Below are 19737 nucleotides of genomic sequence, written 5' to 3'. Positions count from 1 at the left end.
TTTTTTTATGCTTTAACACCGAGAAAAAAAATATGTCACAAATGTTCTGAACAAGCGCTTTCGGAAACTCTGTTAGGACAAGCGCTGTTCAAAAGGTAATGGCCTGAAATTGGATCCTATCACACCGGTTTTTGCTCATGGATCGAGCAAAACCATCATTGCAGAGTTGCTAATTTGCAACAATCTTCCCAATCGTTTAAGATCACTTCTTAAATTGTTGCAAATATAACCCTATAGATCCACATATAAACTACCAATCAGCGCAGAAATACTGCGAATCAACAACGGGTAATCTATTTAGATATAAGATTGTCTTTATGTCCGTTTCTTACCTGCATCGGAGTCCCCCCTAAATGCTTCTTGCAATAGAAATTAAAGTGTGAGGAGGTGTTAAACTTAAATTCGTACATGATTTGCTTTAATGGAATATCGGGATCCTTTAGTTTCTGAAGGATTTGCTTGACTTTACGTTCTTGCATCCATTTATAAGGGGTTTCATCAAAGTTTTCTTTAAAAAGCTTCTCAAATTGTCTCATACTGTATCCCAACAAGTGAGCTAATTCTTTTGAGGTTTTCACTTTTGAGTAATTACCTAAAATTATTTCGACAAAAAGCGGACTGTTACCCAATGACATATAAAATATCTGTGCTATTTCTTCCTGAGTATAAAAATGCTTGAACAACAGTTGCATTTCTTTGCATTTGAGAAGGTATAGATGGTGACAGTTTATTCCAATATCTACATAGTTTTTAATTTGATAAACCAGACTTTTCATTTCCTCTTTCATAGGAATACCCCGGCATAGGAATTTCACTGTACTTTTCCTCTTGAAAAGTATTTTATTTTTCACATTCGAACATGGAAAAACCGATGCATTGTACCCTGTAAGCATCAGGGTTGTTTTAGTAATTGCTTTCCATTTAAATTTATTATTCTTGGGTAAGAAGAACATTTCATTTTCAGATATAGGACGGTTGATATAGTGATTAAAATCAATGATAATACCTCCCGTAAATAAGAAAACAAAATAATTACTTGTTTTACTGCATAGTTCCAGAGATTCCCCGGCTTTCATTTCGATGTACTGAGGTATAACCTTATAATCCGGAGAATAATAAGGGCATATTAGTTGGTTGGGGCTTAAGTTTTGCATTTATTATATATATATGGGTATATCGCAAGTACATTTACAGTCAGCATACATCTTTTTTCAATAAGGTGCACTCGATATGCTTTTAAAGACAAGCAGCCAATTATCAGAGCTACTGTTTTGTTTGTTTTTCAAGTACTACACATAGCTCCATTATGAAAGGGTCCATCTGATTTATGAACGCAAATATAGATAATAATATTTAATATAAAGAGCTTATAATGACGTTTTTTTCAGAAGCAGTTTCCTTTGACACACACATGATACATTCATTATTAGAATCATAAATTCTCTCTACATTATCTAAATCATGTATTGTTTAGTTTAGAGGTTCTTCTTCAAATTTGGTGGTAAATTCTTTATTTCTTTATTTTCAAGTTGATAATTGTCCTTTTTGCTTGCTTAAAAAAAATAGACACCGGCTGAATAAGATAACTCAAGTTTCAGAAGTGAATTTGCACCGTCTGAACCGATATCTTCATCCTTATACCTTTCTTCAATTAACATTGTTAACGCCTTTTGCAGGTTGTCAGGTTCTTATGTGCAAATAATAAGTCTTTTGCATTTAAAGAACTTGTTATTCACATCCAAAGAACAAGCTTTAACTCTGTGTTAAAACAAAGCTTTTGAGGATAGAAATCTTACTTTTTAAAGATATTGATTTTCAGATGGTTTGTCCTAAAATTCGCTTCTTCACCTCATGGATGGACTCTTCGGAGGAAAGCCGGGATACTTGTTTTTTTGTCAACTATAAACGAGGGCTTACACTTCCGAAATTGAATCCATTGTTTTTCCGGATTTTCCGCCAAAGATATGGTAAATCGGATAATAAAAAAGAGATAGACCGTGCAAGGTTAGAAATAAAAATACCATCTTTGCAGAAGAATCCAATTTCACTGTACTCCAAATATGAATTATAATCTTATGGACACCATCACTTTAAAAACCGAACGCCTCCTTCTCCGACCTTTCCGGGAAACGGACTTACAGGAACTCTTTGAATGCTGCCAGAACCCGAATCTGGGAAATAACGCCGGTTGGGAACCTCACAAAAGTATCGAAGACTCCAAAGAAATCCTGCATACGGTATTTATGGGGAATGAAGGAGTCTTTGCTATGATTCTGAAAGAGAATAATTCTCTGGTGGGTTCTATCGGCATTATTCCCGATCCCAAACGGGAGAATCCCCGGACACGCATGTTAGGATACTGGCTGAAGGAGTGCCATTGGGGAAAAGGAATAGCTTCGGAAGCAACACATGCCGTATTGGATTATGGATTTAACGTACTGGGGCTGCATTTGATCTCGGCAAACTGCTATCCGCATAATACCCGCTCCCGACATTTGCTGGAACGGCACGGATTTGTATACGAAGGTATCCTCCACGAAGCGGAAACGACTTATGACGGCCATATATACGATCATTTATGCTTCTACCTGAAAAAGGAAATGTTACGATGACGCCCGCAAATAAAGGACGGACTGGATAGCCAACAAAATCACGAAAAGATATTCCGCCATCAGATAGACAGCCAAAGGGACTCCGGCATATCGGCTCAGCAGATATAAATAGGCCAGATAGACAGCAATCGTTGTCAACTGAAACAGAAAGGCGGTACGGGTTTTTCCCGTACCCGTCACCGCATTGATATACACATATCCCGGCAAGGCAAACACATAATTAAACAACATCACTATAAAAGGGACGGCTGACATTTCTATCAGTCGGGTACTATCCGTATAAAGCCCGGCAATCTGCCGATGAAAACACGCAGCCAATACTATCAGAGGAAAACCAATTGCATAACCTAACTTCACAATTTTCCGGCAGAGCGGAAACAACAATCGCCTCTCCCCCGCTCCAATCAGGTTACTGACCAGTGCCCCCGTAGTAGCGGCAAACGAATTGACAATAACAAAGAAGACGGTAGAAATGCTCCTTATAATATTGGAAACAGCAAGTTGCACCTCCCCCAACCGTTCAATTGCTACAAAAAACAGAAACCACGGAGCAACGCTGATAAAAGCGTGTAACATGCTCCATAGGGAGAGACGCAGCAGTTCGACCAACAACCGTTTGTCATATAGGGGTTTAAGTCCGAACTCTCTCCCGTCCACTTTCACCCAAGCATAAACGGCAACGATCAGGAGGGAAGCAGCCTCAGACAGAGAAGAGGCTAAGGCCGCACCTGCTATTCCCTTACCCCAAACAAAAATAAACAGATAGTTGCAGAGGATGTTGACTGAAACAGCCGTCATCGCCGCCCACGACAAAGCATTGGTCCGGGTGATGCCAACATAAAAAGAACGGAAGGCCAGAAACGGGAAAGAGAACAGCAGGCCGAAACATCTCCAATCCAGGTAATCGGTCACGGCACGATAGATCTCAGGCGAGTGAATGAAATACTTCAGGATAAATGGTGAAAAGAAATAAGAAGAGAAGCTCAGAAGGACAGCCAGCGCACTTAAGAAAAACAACCCTTGAAAGAAGGTTCTGCCTGTTTCGGCATAACGCCTCTCACCGTTACGGCGGGCGATCATCACTTGCAGACCCAGACTGAAACCGAATCCCAACATGTAAACAGCGAGATAATAGATGCTGGCAAGAGCGGAAGCTCCCAATTCCACTTCACCGACATGTCCTAAAAAAATAGCATCGGTTATATTGATTAACTGTTCCATCAGGATGCTCAGCATCACAGGATAATTGATAAGTCCTATTTGTCGATAAGTATAATTCATTGCTCAATTGAATGAAAACGGCACATTCAGGTATCAAACAGACATACGAGTCCGGTTGTACCTATATGTACGTAACGGGTAAATAAACGGATATAAAAAACTCGGGGAAAGACGCCGGAGCATCTGTCCGATAGCTGAATAGCTTTATAAATCGGGAGCTATTCGTTGAGCGTAGCTATATGCAGAGTTTCATTCGGAAGATCAATGACTTAATAATGAATATGCGGCAAAGGTAGAAAAAAGAAACAGATAAACAATCTTTTTCTTCAAACGTTCTATCTTCGTATCTACTCAAAAAACAATATTGAATATGGAACAGTCTTTTAAAAAGGGAGCCGTACTCCACCTGCCTTCATTAGTGGAATATTCCGAAGGAGGAATTATCAGTAAACAGTTGATCAAGAGTCCTGCCGGGAATATCACTCTATTCTCGTTCGACAAAGGAGAAGGACTTAGTGAGCATCGTGCCCCGTTCGATGCTTTGGTACAAATATTGGAAGGAAGTGCGAATATGATAGTAAACGGTCAGGAGTTTACGGTGAAAGCCGGAGAAAGTATCGTGTTTCCGGCCAACGCGCCGCATGCACTGACAGCTATTGAAAGGTTTAAGATGTTGCTGACAATGATCAAAGAGTAACATCTGGAGGCAAGGCAGCTGTGTACTAATCCATCTTATGAATACTTCGGATATTCCCATATCAAATCATTTTTTGTAAGACGGGCTTATTTGTTTATTTTTTCAGAAAGGTCCGAAAGCTTCAAAAAAGGCAGGAAGAGGCTGAATCGTAAATTATTAAATAGGATATCATTCTGCCCCGAATTCTGAAGTATTGGAAGAAAACTTGTTAAAAGAAGCAATTAAACTGTATCTTGGCTGGCAAGATACATATCTTAGCCGCCAAGATGTATATCTTGCCTGCCAAGATGCACATCTTAGCCGCTAAGATGAAGAGTTCGACGGGGAGACAACAATTTATCCAAGAGACAAAAGAAACTTTAGTAAGGTACGTCCGGGGGTTGGGGGTTAACTTCCGGGCAAGTGAATCCAAGGCCATTTGTCCTGTTTTTTTGGGATGTAAATCCGAGTATACATATCCAATCTTTTATATCAAACTTTTAAACTTAAAACATCCCGTTGACGTATCCTATCGGATTTATTCCCGATTCTTTTTATATCTCTTAAAACCAATTCTGCTCCAAGCCTATGAATACCCGAATAGAAAGTAACCGGCAGCCGCGCTCCCTAAATGAATCCGGCAAGCCCTGTTCCCGAATAAGACCAATCGCATTTTTATTTGTATTCCGCAACATCGGACAAGTCCTTTCTCTCTTTTCACCCTATCTTTGCAGCATTGAAATACCAATTGAATCATGGAAGGAAAAAAGACAACGCAAGAAGAGTATCAGAAGTGTGTGAACGCAGTGGTAGATTATATCAATCTCCACTTAGGTGAAGAAATTGACCTGAGATCACTGGCCAGGATTTCCCATTTCTCTCCTTTTTATTTTCACCGCATCATGAAAGCTTTTTTAGGCGAGCCCGTCGGTACTTTTATCGTCCGGACACGCACCGAGGCCGCAGCCCGCCTATTACGCTACTCATCCGCTCCGATAGCTGATATTGCCTACCGGATCGGATATGCTTCTCCATCCTCTTTCTCCAAAATATTCAAACAGATGTATGGTATTTCACCAACAGAATATCGTAATAATAAAAACTTTGTAATTATGAAACCAGCCATTATCAAGCCGGATCTGGAATTGAAAAAGGAAATCAGGGAACTTCCCCAACGAAATGCAATTTACATCCGTCTCTTCGGTGACTATAAACTCAATGACTATGCAGGCACCTGGATACGTCTGATTCAGTTTGTGAAAGAACAGAAGCTTCCGATGGGAGATCCTTCACCTCTCTGCATCTACCATGATGATCCTAAAGTGACTCCCGCCGGAAAACTTCGGACGGATGTATGTATGTTGTTACCAACAAGCGCAACTCCAAAAAGAAATGTCGGATTCAAACAATTGCCTGCGGGACGTTATGCAACCTTCCTCTACCAGGGGCCATACGATCAGTTACAAGCTGTATATGATACAATTTACGGCAAATATTTACCCGAAATGGAGTGTACCCTGAGAGATGAACCCAGTGCCGAAAGATACCTTAATGATCCTTCATGTACTCTTCCCGAAGAATTATTAACCGAAATCTACATTCCGGTCGAATAAATTCCAAAGAATACAGGTTGGCAAAACATGATGCTACTTTGCCAACCTGTTCACAATCAGGAAATGCCATAAGAAAAGTCAGAACAAGCAAAACACTATAAACCTAAAAACCTAACTATCAACCTCATGATTATCCCAATCTCCCTTAAAGCAATAATGTAAGAATCTTATAAATGCTTCGATAGCATACTGCCTTGGGTAACAAGTTTATTATATTGTTGGCAAGCTTTCTCTGATATATTTTTCGTTTTAGGACGATATCAATCAGCTAAACGATAAAACTCATTTTTAAACAAGTCTCTCTCTCGCTGATGCGAATCTGCAGCATATAGGATAATATCATACATATATATATATCAGATTGTCTTTTCCTGCACTGCGTAAGATTCATGAGATGGGTTGAACCCACACCATAAACACTACCAGTTATACTTTGCAATTCATCCACAACAACACCTGTAAATCAATGTCCGGAAACATGATTTCACACAATGTTTCTCAAAAGTATTTTTCACTTGCTTTCTTATGACAGAAAAACGCACTATCTTTGCATTCGTTCAGCGAAGAAAAAGAAGGGCAAAACGGACTTTTCTACCATTTAAGTTTCAAACTATTGGTAATCAATTAGTCCAATATGCAGCATCGGTGCAAATAAACAACCTAAGAATCATTACCCTATACCCAATTTGAATACCTAAATATTATGGCAGACAATTATATCGAAAGACAATACGAGCAATACGAAGCCAGAAAAGCGGCCTGGGAAAAAGCACGCAAATATGGCAAAAAGAAAACGAATATCACTCACTCTGCTAAAACGGAACAAGCGGCTCAAACAACAACAGAGCCCCATAATCATAAAAGAGTATTTGTAACGGGAGGAGCCAATGGAATTGGTAAAGCTATTGTAGAAATATTCTGTAAAAATGGGTACCGGGTGGCATTTTGTGACAAAGACGAAATAGCAGGAAAGCGTACTGCAGAAGAAACAGGAGCCATTTTCCATCAAGTTGACATAAGTGACAAGGATATGCTTGAACACTGCATGCAACGCATCATTGAGGAATGGGATGACATTGATGTCTTGATCAATAACGCAGGCATCAGTGACTTCTCTCCTATCACTGAAACAAGCGTAGAAGATTTCGACAGGATTCTATCCATTAATCTACGCCCGGTATTTATTACTTCACACTTCATGGCTGTCCACCGTCAATCACAAACAACACCCAATCCGTACGGAAGAATCATCAACATCTGCTCTACCAGATATTTAATGAGTGAATCCGGCAGCGAGGGGTATGCAGCCTCTAAAGGGGGAATCTATTCACTAACACATGCGTTAGCCTTGTCACTTGCTCAATTTCATATCACAGTCAATTCTATTGCGCCGGGCTGGATACAAACCCATGACTACGATTGTCTCCGTCCGGAGGATCATGCACAACACCCTTCAAGAAGAGTCGGTAAACCGGAAGATATAGCCCGCATGTGTAGATTCCTTTGTGAAGAAGGAAATGACTTTATCAACGGTGAAAATATCACGATTGACGGAGGGATGACTAAAAAGATGATTTACACGGAATAATATAGTTCCAAACCAAACATACAGAAGTAAAATGGAATATGGTATAATGTACTAAAACCGTCTCCACTTTCCTGCTTCATGATACACTTTATTTTCAAAACAAAGATCGGTCCTTGTCCCTAATTTAAATGATACTCCAAATAAAAAGCTGCCCCCGAAAATCTTCAGGGCACTGAAAAAGCACCCTCGTAAGGATCAGGTTCTTGATTTGTCCAAAGATCTGCTGATCCTTCTAACTAATCGGCAAGACTGTGTCCATAGCAATCGAGAAAGGCATTATGAAATCGAAAGCCATCATAGTTGATGCTACTCATACGGGGGCTCGCAGTTGATCTTTCAAGATATGGAAGACCTTAAAGTATAAGGTATAAAACAGAAGCGAAAAACACGGAACTAAAGCAGGTATTCGGATACGACAGGACATTGTCGTACGGGATCTCTTGTATGCAACCGCAAGGCGCTATGGTCATCTTTGCAGCAAATATCAAGAGGATCTTCAAATTAATTTAAGGGAAGCTGCTTTTTTACATAATTAATCAAGATAAGTGTTTGCCTGTCCATACGAGGCTATCAAGCGTTTCAAGAGCTTGCTTTAAAAAAAATAGAAAAGTCGCCAAGTTAGTATTTCTAACTTGGCGACTCTCACTTTTGCTCTTCAAGAAGGCTGATCTGAAAAAACAGATGGTTTTTCAGTACCGAGATGCTTTTCTTTTTTTGAGCCTCTTGTCGGATTCGAACCAACGACCCCGAGATTACAAATCACGTGCTCTGGCCAACTGAGCTAAAGAGGCAAGTGGGTAAGCTTACTATATCGCGCCGCTACAACCAACTACCTTTGCTGCGATCAAGCCCTGGAGGATTCGAAGGGAGCTGGCCGTATAGGACTTACCCGGGTGCAAAGGTAGGTATTTTTATTAAACCTGCAATAGGGGGCTTGCTTTTTTTTGTAAGGCTCATCAGTAAGCACCTACTTTTCAGAGATTTAAAATCGAAAAAAAAATGTTTTTTTTCTGTCCGGATAGCTTTATTAACTTTAACAGGCATAAATTCCATACCAACCAATATTATTTGTACCTTTGTGCGCTATTTATTAATAAAATGACAGAGAGCAGAAGTAACTTACAAAAATATGCCATGCATTTTGGCACCTATATGGGAGTATACTGGATACTTAAGTTCATTCTATTCCCACTGGGATTATCTATTCCATTTCTTTTATTCCTGTTTTTCGGACTGACTTTAGGAGTTCCGTTTATGGGATATTATTACGCACGTACCTATCGCGACAAAGTATGTGGCGGTTCCATCCGTTTTCTGCAAGCATGGGTATTTATTGTCTTTATGTATATGTTTGCGGCACTCCTTACGGCAGTAGCTCATTATATTTATTTCCGGTTCATCGACCATGGTTTTATTGTAAACACCTATATGGGAATGTTTGACGAATTGACTAATAAAGATGTACCAGGCGTAGAAGGTTATATCGGACAACTCAAAGAAGTGATGGAAATGATCAGTACATTGACACCGATAGACATTACCATGCAACTGATGTCGCAAAATGTGTTCTATGGCAGCATATTAGCCGTCCCCACTGCCTTATTTGTAATGCGAAAGCCCAAATCACCGGAGGTACAACCTCTATAATTTATAATATCTAATTCATATAAAAAATGGATATATCTGTTGTAGTACCGTTGTTCAATGAAGAAGAATCCATCCCGGAACTTTATGCCTGGATTGAGAAAGTGATGAAAGCCAATGGCTTTTCGTACGAAGTTATCTTTGTAAATGATGGTAGTACCGACCGTTCATGGGAGATTATCGAATCACTCCAAAAACAGTCGAGCACAGTAAAAGGTATCAAATTCCGACGAAATTACGGGAAATCACCTGCCCTATATTGCGGATTCGAACGAGCCGAGGGCGATGTAGTAATCACTATGGATGCTGATTTGCAAGATAGTCCCGACGAAATACCGGAACTATATCGCATGATTACCGAAGAAGGGTATGACCTTGTCTCAGGATATAAACAAAAAAGATACGATCCGCTATCGAAAACTTTGCCTACCAAATTATTTAATGCGACTGCACGCAAAGTTTCGGGAATACATAACCTCCACGACTTTAATTGTGGACTGAAAGCTTATCGTAAAGCTGTAGTGAAGAACATCGAGGTATATGGAGAAATGCACCGCTATATCCCTTATCTGGCAAAAAATGCCGGATTTCAGAAGATCGGCGAAAAGGTGGTACATCATCAAGCACGTAAATTCGGAAAGACCAAATTTGGCGGGTGGAACCGTTTCTTCAACGGGTATCTTGACTTAATCTCTCTCTGGTTCCTTTCCAAATTCGGCATTAAGCCGATGCACTTTTTCGGATTGTTAGGTTCACTGATGTTCATACTGGGATTCATCTCAGTGGTTATTGTAGGAGCCAGTAAGTTATACAATATGAATCACGGCATGCCTTACCGCCTGGTAACAGACTCCCCTTATTTTTATCTGTCACTGACTGCCATGATTATCGGAACACAGCTATTCCTGGCTGGTTTCCTTGGTGAACTGATCTCACGAAACGCTCCGGAACGTAACAATTACCTGATAGAAAAAATAATATAATGAATGATAAATGAAACCTGTACGATGAAAAAATTAATAAAACTGATACTCTTCCTGATGATAGCTTACCCACTGACCGGTGCTATCTTTTCTGCTTGCTCGGAAGAGAGCGACTGCTCCATGACCGGACGTCCGATGGTTTATGCCAATATGTATACCATCAATCCGGAAACAAAAGCCGTACTGAACGACACTCTTGACTCTCTGACCGTAACAGCGTTCGGAACTGACTCAATTATCATCAATAATCAAAAAAAGGTTCATGATATCGCCCTTCCTCTACGCTACACAAGTGACTCTACCATTCTTGTGTTTCATTATACCCCCCTGTTAAGAGATACAATGGTTATCCGACAAACCAATACTCCCTACTTCCAATCTATGGATTGTGGATACAGTATGAAACAAAACATTATCAGTATTCATCCGATCGATTATACAGATACCAATAAAAAGAAATATCATAGCATAGACTCCATATATATCAAATCAAATGCAGCTAACATTAATGGAACAGAAAATCTTAAAATATTCTACCGCTACAATCGTTAGTCTGCTGTGTCTTGCATTCAGTCTTCCGCTCCATGCACAACAACAAAGACCGAATGCACGTCCCTCCACTAAAGAGAAAGCTAAAGAGGAGATAAAAGTGGATACGATTCCATTTTATAATGGTACGTATGTAGGTGTAGACTTATTTGGGTTAGGCAGTAAACTACTTGGAGGGGATTTTCTAAGTTCCGAAGTAAATGTACGGGTGAACTTAAAAAGGAAATTTATCCCCACAGCAGAAATAGGTTTCGGACAGACAGATACTTGGAGCGATAATGGTATCCATTACAAAAGTGCAGCCCCTTACTTCCGTATCGGAGTAGATTATAATGTCGTTAAAGAATATTTGTATGTGGGACTGCGTTATGGATTCAGCAGTTTCAAATACGACATCTCAAGTACACCCTTTTCCGACCCTATTTATGGCGGAAGTATGGCCAATCCGGGGTTAATAGACGGTATCTGGGGAGGAAGTGTACCTTATCATTACAATGGACTAAAATCCAATATGCAATGGCTTGAGTTAGTAGCCGGAGTAAACGTTCAAATCTATAAAAGATTCTATATGGGATGGACCTTACGCTTTAAGTTCAAGACCTCGGCTTCAGTCAACGAACATGGAAATCCATGGTATGTACCGGGTTTCGGTGAATATGACTCTTCAAACATAGGTATCACATATACCCTGATTTATAAACTACCATTTTAACGACATGACAGGATTAGAAATTTGGCTGCTTGCAATTGGTTTAGCGATGGACTGTCTCGCTGTCTCTATTGCAAGCGGTATTATTTTAAAACGTATCCAATGGCGGCCTATGCTCGTCATGGCATTCTTTTTTGGACTTTTTCAAGCTATAATGCCTCTATTAGGGTGGCTGGGAGCAAGTACATTCAGTCATCTTATCGAATCGGTTGATCATTGGATCGCCTTTGCCATCTTGGCTTTCCTGGGAGGACGGATGATTAAAGAATCCTTTAAAGAAGAAGATTGTTGCCAAAGATTTAATCCGGCAAGCTTGAAAGTTGTGATAACAATGGCTATAGCAACCAGCATTGATGCATTGGCTATAGGAGTGTCTTTCGCTTTTCTGGGTATTAAGAGTTGCTCGTCCATCCTTTACCCGGTGGGCATTATCGGATTTGTCTCCTTTCTGATGTCTCTTATAGGGCTCATCTTCGGCATCCGCTTTGGATGTGGTATTGCCCGAAAGCTCCGTGCTGAATTATGGGGAGGGATTATACTGATCCTTATCGGAACCAAAATATTAATAGAACATTTATTCTTTAATAATTAGCTATCAACCACAAGCCACAAGACTCTGGAAAATCATAAACAGGTTTGTCGCTTGCATACTTTTATTCATTATGGAAAAGAAAACAAGAAAAAGCTTTATTTGGCTGGCTATCCTTCTGCTGGGAACGATCTGGATATTAGCTCAACGCAATAAACAGCTACCTTACAACAGTATCAACGGCCTTGTATTCGGTACTGTATATAATATTACTTATCAATATGACGGTAATCTGAAAACAGAAATTGACGCTGAATTAAAGAGGTTCGACGGTTCCCTCTCCCCTTTCAATGACACGTCTGTTATTACCCGTGTCAACCGTAACGAAGAAATTGTAACGGATAGTTTCTTCCAAACCTGTTTCAACAGATCCATGGAAATCTCAGCCGAAACCCAAGGAGCTTTCGATATTACAGTAGCTCCGTTGGCCAACGCATGGGGATTCGGTTTCAAGAAAGGTGCCTTCCCTGACTCAACCATGATAGACAGCCTGCTCCAAATCACAGGTTACCAAAAAGTGAAACTGGAAGACGGCAAAGTAATAAAAGAAGACCCCCGAGTGATGTTAAGTTGCAGTGCAGTGGCCAAAGGTTATTCAGTAGATGTGGTAGCACGGTATCTGGATAGCAAAGGTATTAAGAACTACATGATCGATATAGGTGGAGAACTGGTCGTAAAGGGACTGAATCCCAAAGATGAAGCATGGAGAATCGGCATTAACAAACCGGTAGACGATTCGTTATCCCTCAATCAAGAGATACAAACAACGCTCAAGTTGACAGATGTCGGCATTGCTACTTCCGGAAACTATCGTAACTTTTATTATAAAGATGGCAAAAAGTATGCCCATACCATCGATCCCCGTACCGGATATCCGGTACAACACAACATTCTTTCGGCAACCGTAGTTGCAGAGGATTGCATGACTGCCGACGCATTGGCTACAGCCTTTATGGTAATGGGATTGGATGAAGCGGAGGCATTTACAAAATCACACCCAAACATAGGTGCTTATTTTATCTACAGTGATGAAAAAGGGGAGTTGAAAAGCTATTTCACAAAAAACATGGAACAATATCTTGATAAATAAAAAGAATATCCCCGGAGAAATATGTATATTCTTTCTCCGGAGATATTCTTTCGGGAGATACCGACGCAAACTGCCTACTTCATAAACACGAAATATACAGCCGCTATCAAACAGACAAAAGCAGCCACATGATTCCAATGTAATGACTCTCCTTTAAACAGTAAAGTAGAAAAGACAGTAAATATGATCAAAGTGATCACTTCTTGTATTATTTTGAGTTGCATTAATGAAAATGGTCCCCCGTTCCCACTAAACCCCAATCTATTGGCCGGAACCTGACAAGAATATTCTGCCAGCGCAATGACCCATGAAAACAAAACCACGCCATACAGAGGCCAATTACTGATCATTTTTGTCTCCTGCAGTTTCAGATGCCCATACCAGGCAAAAGTCATAAAAATATTGGAAACAATCAATAACGAAATTGCATAAACACCTTTCATACTTATATTTGAAATTAAAATTCTACTTCTTTAGGCAGTAACTCTTCCTGTACATTCGTCATGCTTCCCCAAAGGCTATATCGGGCTTCCGGATTCATCTTTTCCAATTGGCGGAGTATTCCTTTCATATCACTACGGCTCGACTGCGATTCATATGGACAGTTTTTTACTTGCTTCCTGTATCCACGTATCTGCGCGAGTTCCAGCAAGTCTGCTTCGTGCACCAGACACATCGGACGAATAATAGTCATATCAAACTTATTCATTACTAACCGTGGAGGCATTGTGCTGAATGCTCCTTGATATGTAATATTCATCAATAGTGTTTCCAGAATATCGTCCATGTGATGTCCGAGAGCAATCTTATTGCACCCCTGTTCTTTGGCAACTGTAAACAAGGCTTTTCTCCGATTCCACGAACAAAGAAAGCAAGGAGATTTGCGGGTATCAGTAGAAGGATCAAATGAGATTTCATAAACAACCAACGGGACTCCATAACTTTCAGCATGTGCACGAAGATAATCCAAATCACTCTGATAGGGAATATTCTTCATAACCACATGTACTGCCACCACCGAAAAACGAGGTTTGAAAATACGTGAACGCTTACCTAATAATCCCACCAATGCCAAAGAATCTTTCCCTCCCGAAAGACCGACAAGCACTTTATCTCCCTCTTCTATCAGTCCATATTGAACTATCCCTTTATTAAACCGTTTTTCGATACGCCGAATGGTTTTCTCTTCTTCCGTAATCTGTGCCATAACTCTTTTAAAAATCGGCTGCAAAAGTAAGAGAAAAGAATGATTTAAAGAAGAATTAACATAATAGAAGAAGAGAAAAAAGGTTTATTTCCAATTAATTTGTATTTTTGAACTTCCGAATAATAACCCGAGACCATTTATGAAGAAAAAAAATATTCTATTCTTTCTATTATGCTTTCTCCTGACAAGCGTATCGGCACAAACCTTGGAACAAGCAAGGGCCATGTACGGTAAAGGACAATATGCTGAAGCCAAACCCGTTTTCCAGAAATATGTTAAATCGCAACCGGCAAACGGTAATTATAATCTATGGTATGGCGTATGTTGTCTTAAAACCGGTGATGCAGCCGAAGCGTTGAAGTATCTGGAAACTGCAGTAAAAAAGCGAATTCCGAGCGGGCAGCTGTACCTTGCGCAAACTTACAATGATCTATACCGGTTTCAGGATGCGGTAGACTGCTATGAAACATACATAGCTGACCTATCAAAACGGAAGAAACCCATAGAAGAAGCGGAACAACTGCTGGAAAAGGCAAAAGGAAATCTTCGCATGCTGAAAGGAGTAGAAGACGTATGTGTCATCGATAGCTTTGTAGTAGACAAGGTCGACTTCTTGAAAGCTTATAAAATAAGTGAAGAGGCAGGTAAACTTTTCACTTACAATGATTATTTCAAAACCAAAGGTTATCATCCGGGAACGGTTTATGAAACAGAAATCGGAAATCGCATTTATTACAGCGAACAAGGAGAAGAAAACCTGAATATCCTGTCCAAGACCAAAATGTTGGATGAATGGAGTCAAGGGAAACCACTTCCGGGAAGTATTAATGCCTCGGGAAACGCCAATTACCCATACGTATTGTCGGATGGAGTGACTATCTATTATGCTTCCGACGGTGATGGTTCTATGGGAGGATACGATATTTTTGTAACCCGATATAACACTAATACTGATACCTATCTGGTTCCGGAAAATGTAGGAATGCCTTTCAACTCTCCTTACAACGATTATATGTATGTCATCGATGAATACAATAACCTGGGATGGTTCGCTTCCGACCGTCACCAACCCGAGGACAAGGTTTGTATATACGTTTTCGTACCCAATGAATCCAAACGGACCTATAATTACGAAGCAATGAATCCGGAAGAAATAATCGGGTTAGCTCAACTCCATTCTTTGGAGAGTACCTGGAAAGATCAGAAAATAGTGGATAATGCCCGCCAACGCCTTGAAGCAGCTATTAACCACAAACCTGACATACAACAAAACTTCGATTTTGAGTTTGTTATTGACGACCATTCTACCTATCATCATTTGACGGATTTCAAATCTCCTAAAGCCAAACAACTGTATTTGAAATACGAACAGATGGAGAAAGACTACCGTCAGCAAACTAACAAACTAACTAACCAACGTGAGGGATTTGCACGGTCTAACAAAGACGAACAAACGAAAATGGCTCCGGCTATCCGTGATCTTGAGAAAAGGATATTCCAAATGTCGAAAGAACTGGATAAACAGGCTATCGAAGTCCGGAACGCAGAAAAACAAAATTTAAAATAACCCAATTATGGATGTACTGATCATCATTGCATTGATTGTTGCAGCAGTAATACTCTTTTTAGTTGAACTGTTTGTGATTCCGGGTATCAGCCTTGCCGGTATTTCGGCTTTGGTTTGCATCATCTATGCCAACTATTACGCTTTTGTCAATCTGGGGACAGGGGCGGGATTCACAACACTTATCATTTCAGGAGTCGCCTGCATCGGTTCGCTTGTCTGGTTTATGCGATCGAAAACTCTGGATAAGCTCGCATTGAAGAAAGATATAACATCCAAAATAGACCGAAGTGCTGCCGAAAAAGTAAAAGTGGGCGATACGGGTATCACAATTACCCGCCTGGCTCAGATTGGCAATGCTGAAATCAATGGGAATATCATAGAAGTAAAATCAATGGATGGTTTACTGAATGAAAAAACTCCGATTATAGTCAATCGGATCACTGATGGAATAATCTTTGTCGAAAAACTAAAATCCTAATATTCATTTAAAATCAAGCACAATTATGAATGTCGAACCCATGTATCTGACTATCTTCTTGATAGCAGGAGGTATTATCTTCCTGGTTCTCTTCTTTCATTATGTACCTTTCTTCCTGTGGTTATCAGCCAAAGTATCGGGAGTTAATATTTCACTGGTACAACTTTTCCTGATGCGTATCCGTAATGTTCCGCCCTACATCATCGTACCCGGTATGATCGAAGCACATAAAGCGGGATTGAGTAACATAACCCGTGACGAACTTGAAGCACACTATCTGGCAGGCGGTCATGTGGAACGGGTAGTTCATGCGCTGGTATCGGCATCAAAAGCCAATATTGAACTTCCATTCCAGATGGCTACTGCTATTGACCTCGCAGGTCGTGATGTCTTCGAAGCCGTACAGATGTCAGTTAATCCGAAAGTTATTGATACACCTCCCGTAACAGCTGTTGCCAAAGACGGTATCCAGTTGATAGCCAAAGCACGTGTGACGGTACGCGCCAATATCCGTCAATTGGTGGGTGGTGCCGGTGAAGATACAATCCTGGCACGTGTAGGCGAAGGTATCGTTTCGTCAATCGGTTCCTCTGAAAACCATAAGTCAGTACTTGAGAATCCTGATTCTATCTCAAAACTGGTACTACGCAAAGGACTCGATGCAGGTACTGCCTTTGAGATCCTCTCTATTGATATCGCCGATATTGATATAGGTAAGAATATTGGCGCTGCTCTACAGATAGACCAGGCAAATGCCGATAAGAATATTGCGCAAGCCAAAGCAGAAGAGCGTCGCGCAATGGCTGTGGCTACCGAACAGGAAATGAAAGCCAAAGCAGAAGAAGCCCGAGCTAATGTGATTCAAGCAGAAGCAGAAGTCCCCAAAGCCATGGCTGAAGCTTTCCGCAATGGAAATCTTGGTATTATGGATTATTATAAGATGAAAAACATCCAGGCTGACACCTCAATGCGTGAAAATATAGCTAAGCCGATTGGCGGATCTACCAGCAAACCACTGGGTGATTAAAGAGAAATCATTCACCACAAACTACACAGCATACCACAACTGACTGGAGAAGAATAATCTCTTAAAAAGAGTGGTTAATCTATGTAATTTGTGGTGAACTTATTTATAAAACTAAAACCTTTCAATAACATGAAAAAGTATTTTCCTTCCTCCGAATTAATCATTAATGAAGATGGTTCGGTATTTCATTTGCATGTAAAGCCGGAATGGTTGGCAGACAAAGTTATATTGGTAGGTGATCCCGGACGGGTGGCTCTCGTAGCTTCTCACTTCGAAAACAAAGAATGCGAAGTGGAAAGCCGCGAATTTAAGACTATAACCGGAACTTACAAAGGCAAGCGAATAACGGTCGTATCTACAGGTATCGGTTGCGACAACATCGACATTGTGATTAATGAACTGGATGCTCTGGCAAATATCGACTTTCAGACACGGGAAGAGAAAGAGCACCTTCGGTCATTGGAATTAGTCCGTATCGGTACTTGTGGGGGACTGCAACCCAATACACCGGTTGGAACTTTTGTCTGTTCCGAAAAATCAATCGGTTTTGATGGTCTGTTGAATTTTTATGCCGGACGCAATGCCGTTTGCGATCTTCCTTTTGAGCGGGCATTTCTGAACCACATGGGTTGGTCTGGCAATATATGCGCTCCTGCCCCTTATGTGATTGATGCCAATGCTGAATTGATTGACCGTATTGCTCAAGATGATATGGTACGTGGAGTTACCATTGCAGCGGGAGGTTTTTTCGGACCGCAAGGACGTGAACTTCGTGTTCCTTTGGCAGATCCCAACCAAAATGACAAAATCGAAAAGTTTGAATACAAGGGTTATAAAATAACTAACTTTGAAATGGAGAGTTCCGCTCTTGCCGGCCTCGGCAAGCTGATGGGACACAAAGCCATGACAGTCTGTATGGTTATAGCCAACCGTTTGATCAAAGAAGCGAATACGGGCTATAAAAATACCATCGATACACTAATAAAAACTGTTCTTGACCGAATCTGATGAATCTATCATTTGCCGCCATCGATTTCGAAACAGCCACAGGATACATGGAAAGTGCCTGTGCCGTAGGTATTGTCACCGTTACCGACGGAGAAATTACGGATGAATATTACAGCCTGATTCAACCACCGGAGAATGAATACTGGCGTGCAAATATCCTCGTACATGGAATAACCCCGGAAATGACGGAATCACTTCCGGGGTTTCATGCCATTTATCCTGAAATAAAAAAGCGGTTGCAAGGAAAAGTAGTAGTTGCACATAATGAGCAATTCGACCGTAATGTACTAAAACGCACCATGCAGATGTACAGACTGGACTATGACGAGCTATTACTTCCGGAACATTGGGAATGTACCTGCCGAATCTACCGTTCTTTGGGATATAAACCAGTCAATCTGAGTGCTTGCTGCGAACGGGAGGGAATTGAACTTAAGCACCACGAAGCCCTTTCCGACGCCCGGGGATGTGCAATACTTTATCTTAATTATCTTGAGAGATACCGTCCGTTTAATACCCTATGGTGAAACGTTCCTGATGATGCTCCGGCTTTTCAAGTTCATCAACCATGGCAGCGGCATAATCTTCTACGGAAATATGACTGTTACCCACAATATCTACAATCATATCATCCTTACCCAGACGGTATCTTCCGGTACGTACTCCCGGAGCCATATCTGCTGCCGGTGAGAAGAAGACCCAATCAATCTCTTTTTCCTTTTTCAAAAAATCAAGGTAGAAATCACTTAAAGCCCTCACGCCGGGCAATATTTTTTCGGGAACTTCTCCCGAATCAACGAGACGAATACCCGGAGCAATAAACAATGAACCGGCCCCTCCCACCATTAAAAAACGGTTGACTCCGGCCTTTTTCACACCATCAATAATCGTTAGATAGACCTCAATGGTTTCCTTATATATATTAGGGTTATTCCAACCCGGATTAAAAGCACTAATCACGGCATCGGCACCTTGGCAAACTTCACAAACTTCATCTAATGAAGAGACATCGGCTTTCTTCACTTCCAGATTCTCATTCTCAATCTTAATTTTTTCAGGATGACGAACTACCGCCGTCACATGAAATCCACGGTTCAAAGCTTCATTTAGAATAGCCGAACCCACGAAGCCGCTGGCTCCGATTATCACAACTTTCTTCATAATCCAATTTATCTA

20 protein-coding genes, 1 tRNA gene and 2 pseudogenes are annotated in these 19737 nt (G+C 40.7%); 16 read left to right on the top strand and 7 right to left on the bottom strand.

Features of this window, described 5'->3' with window-relative positions:
* Window positions 1-293: 293 nt before the first annotated feature.
* Complete coding sequence (locus QK890_RS11675; RefSeq protein ID WP_234191022.1) at window positions 294-788, bottom strand: AraC family transcriptional regulator; 495 nt, start codon at window positions 786-788, stop codon at window positions 294-296.
* Window positions 789-1510: 722 nt separating this feature from the next.
* Window positions 1511-1736 (bottom strand): annotated as a pseudogene (locus QK890_RS11670) (hypothetical protein).
* Window positions 1737-2075: 339 nt separating this feature from the next.
* Between QK890_RS11670 and QK890_RS11665 the strand changes: the two are divergent.
* Entirely contained in the window at window positions 2076-2612 is a 537-nt protein-coding gene (locus QK890_RS11665; protein WP_032530340.1) for a GNAT family N-acetyltransferase, read from the top strand.
* Here QK890_RS11665 and QK890_RS11660 read toward each other — a convergent pair.
* A complete protein-coding gene (locus QK890_RS11660; protein WP_234191021.1) occupies window positions 2604-3893 on the bottom strand; it encodes an MATE family efflux transporter in 1290 nt (429 codons plus the stop codon). The two genes, QK890_RS11665 and QK890_RS11660, sit on opposite strands and share 9 nt — an antisense overlap.
* A gap of 310 nt (window positions 3894-4203) precedes the next feature.
* On the opposite strand from QK890_RS11660, the gene QK890_RS11655 reads away from it, so the two are divergent.
* The 4 genes and pseudogenes from QK890_RS11655 to QK890_RS11640 all read left to right on the top strand — a co-directional run.
* Entirely contained in the window at window positions 4204-4530 is a 327-nt protein-coding gene (locus tag QK890_RS11655; RefSeq protein ID WP_005807889.1) for a cupin domain-containing protein, read from the top strand.
* Between the two features lie 734 nt (window positions 4531-5264).
* The gene (locus tag QK890_RS11650) at window positions 5265-6122 is read left to right on the top strand and encodes a GyrI-like domain-containing protein (protein WP_367627346.1); all 858 of its coding nucleotides are present in this window, start codon (window positions 5265-5267) and stop codon (window positions 6120-6122) included.
* Window positions 6123-6825: 703 nt separating this feature from the next.
* Window positions 6826-7710 carry an SDR family oxidoreductase gene (locus tag QK890_RS11645; RefSeq protein ID WP_234191020.1) on the top strand — a complete coding sequence of 295 codons (885 nt, stop codon included), beginning with the start codon at window positions 6826-6828 and terminating at the stop codon, window positions 7708-7710.
* A gap of 363 nt (window positions 7711-8073) precedes the next feature.
* Window positions 8074-8220, top strand: a pseudogene (locus tag QK890_RS11640) (IS5/IS1182 family transposase); the annotation flags it as partial.
* A 207-nt stretch (window positions 8221-8427) separates the two neighbouring features.
* Here QK890_RS11640 and QK890_RS11635 read toward each other — a convergent pair.
* Window positions 8428-8501, bottom strand: a tRNA-Thr gene (locus QK890_RS11635).
* A 307-nt stretch (window positions 8502-8808) separates the two neighbouring features.
* On the opposite strand from QK890_RS11635, the gene QK890_RS11630 reads away from it, so the two are divergent.
* The 6 genes from QK890_RS11630 (at window position 8809) to QK890_RS11605 (ending at window position 13274) form a co-directional block, all read left to right on the top strand.
* The gene (locus QK890_RS11630) at window positions 8809-9357 is read left to right on the top strand and encodes a DUF4199 domain-containing protein (RefSeq protein WP_032530334.1); all 549 of its coding nucleotides are present in this window, start codon (window positions 8809-8811) and stop codon (window positions 9355-9357) included.
* A gap of 26 nt (window positions 9358-9383) precedes the next feature.
* Window positions 9384-10337 (top strand): glycosyltransferase family 2 protein, encoded by a 954-nt coding sequence (locus QK890_RS11625; RefSeq protein WP_005782616.1) that lies wholly within the window; start codon window positions 9384-9386, stop codon window positions 10335-10337.
* Between the two features lie 24 nt (window positions 10338-10361).
* Window positions 10362-10889, top strand: a complete 528-nt coding sequence (locus tag QK890_RS11620; protein WP_005807901.1) for a DUF6452 family protein — start codon at window positions 10362-10364, stop codon at window positions 10887-10889.
* The gene (locus tag QK890_RS11615) at window positions 10846-11598 is read left to right on the top strand and encodes a DUF6048 family protein (protein WP_005782620.1); all 753 of its coding nucleotides are present in this window, start codon (window positions 10846-10848) and stop codon (window positions 11596-11598) included. Before QK890_RS11620 ends, QK890_RS11615 begins: the two co-directional genes overlap by 44 nt.
* Window positions 11599-11602: 4 nt before the next feature.
* Window positions 11603-12187 carry a manganese efflux pump MntP family protein gene (locus QK890_RS11610; protein ID WP_005782622.1) on the top strand — a complete coding sequence of 195 codons (585 nt, stop codon included), beginning with the start codon at window positions 11603-11605 and terminating at the stop codon, window positions 12185-12187.
* Between the two features lie 70 nt (window positions 12188-12257).
* Window positions 12258-13274, top strand: a complete 1017-nt coding sequence (locus QK890_RS11605) for an FAD:protein FMN transferase (RefSeq protein ID WP_234060144.1) — start codon at window positions 12258-12260, stop codon at window positions 13272-13274.
* A 74-nt stretch (window positions 13275-13348) separates the two neighbouring features.
* Here the strand turns inward: QK890_RS11605 and QK890_RS11600 are convergent, their stop codons facing one another.
* Together QK890_RS11600 and QK890_RS11595 are read right to left on the bottom strand one after the other, a co-directional pair.
* A complete protein-coding gene (locus QK890_RS11600; protein WP_005782624.1) occupies window positions 13349-13717 on the bottom strand; it encodes a DMT family protein in 369 nt (122 codons plus the stop codon).
* Between the two features lie 14 nt (window positions 13718-13731).
* A complete protein-coding gene (locus tag QK890_RS11595; RefSeq protein WP_367627345.1) occupies window positions 13732-14481 on the bottom strand; it encodes an ATP-binding protein in 750 nt (249 codons plus the stop codon).
* 139 nt (window positions 14482-14620) lie between these two features.
* On the opposite strand from QK890_RS11595, the gene QK890_RS11590 reads away from it, so the two are divergent.
* The 5 genes from QK890_RS11590 to QK890_RS11570 all read left to right on the top strand — a co-directional run bounded on the left by QK890_RS11590 (window position 14621) and on the right by QK890_RS11570 (window position 19088).
* Window positions 14621-16048: a tetratricopeptide repeat protein gene (locus QK890_RS11590; RefSeq protein WP_032539932.1), complete on the top strand. Its 1428-nt coding sequence runs from the start codon at window positions 14621-14623 to the stop codon at window positions 16046-16048.
* A gap of 7 nt (window positions 16049-16055) precedes the next feature.
* Window positions 16056-16526, top strand: a complete 471-nt coding sequence (locus QK890_RS11585) for an NfeD family protein (protein ID WP_022011354.1) — start codon at window positions 16056-16058, stop codon at window positions 16524-16526.
* Between the two features lie 25 nt (window positions 16527-16551).
* Complete coding sequence (gene floA / locus QK890_RS11580) at window positions 16552-17553, top strand: flotillin-like protein FloA (RefSeq protein ID WP_005807912.1); 1002 nt, start codon at window positions 16552-16554, stop codon at window positions 17551-17553.
* Between the two features lie 129 nt (window positions 17554-17682).
* Window positions 17683-18561, top strand: a complete 879-nt coding sequence (locus tag QK890_RS11575) for a nucleoside phosphorylase (protein WP_005807914.1) — start codon at window positions 17683-17685, stop codon at window positions 18559-18561.
* Complete coding sequence (locus QK890_RS11570) at window positions 18561-19088, top strand: 3'-5' exonuclease (protein ID WP_044300728.1); 528 nt, start codon at window positions 18561-18563, stop codon at window positions 19086-19088. The genes QK890_RS11575 and QK890_RS11570 overlap by 1 nt, the downstream gene beginning before the upstream one ends.
* Here QK890_RS11570 and QK890_RS11565 read toward each other — a convergent pair.
* Window positions 19072-19722, bottom strand: a complete 651-nt coding sequence (locus QK890_RS11565) for an NAD(P)-dependent oxidoreductase (RefSeq protein ID WP_044300727.1) — start codon at window positions 19720-19722, stop codon at window positions 19072-19074. The two genes, QK890_RS11570 and QK890_RS11565, sit on opposite strands and share 17 nt — an antisense overlap.
* Window positions 19723-19737: the final 15 nt, after the last annotated feature.

Source organism: Bacteroides sp. NGMCC 1.200775, from assembly GCF_040798045.1.
GTDB lineage: Bacteria > Bacteroidota > Bacteroidia > Bacteroidales > Bacteroidaceae > Bacteroides > Bacteroides hominis.
Note: the sequence above shows the minus strand (reverse complement) of the source record. Positions and strands in the feature narration are given on the sequence as shown.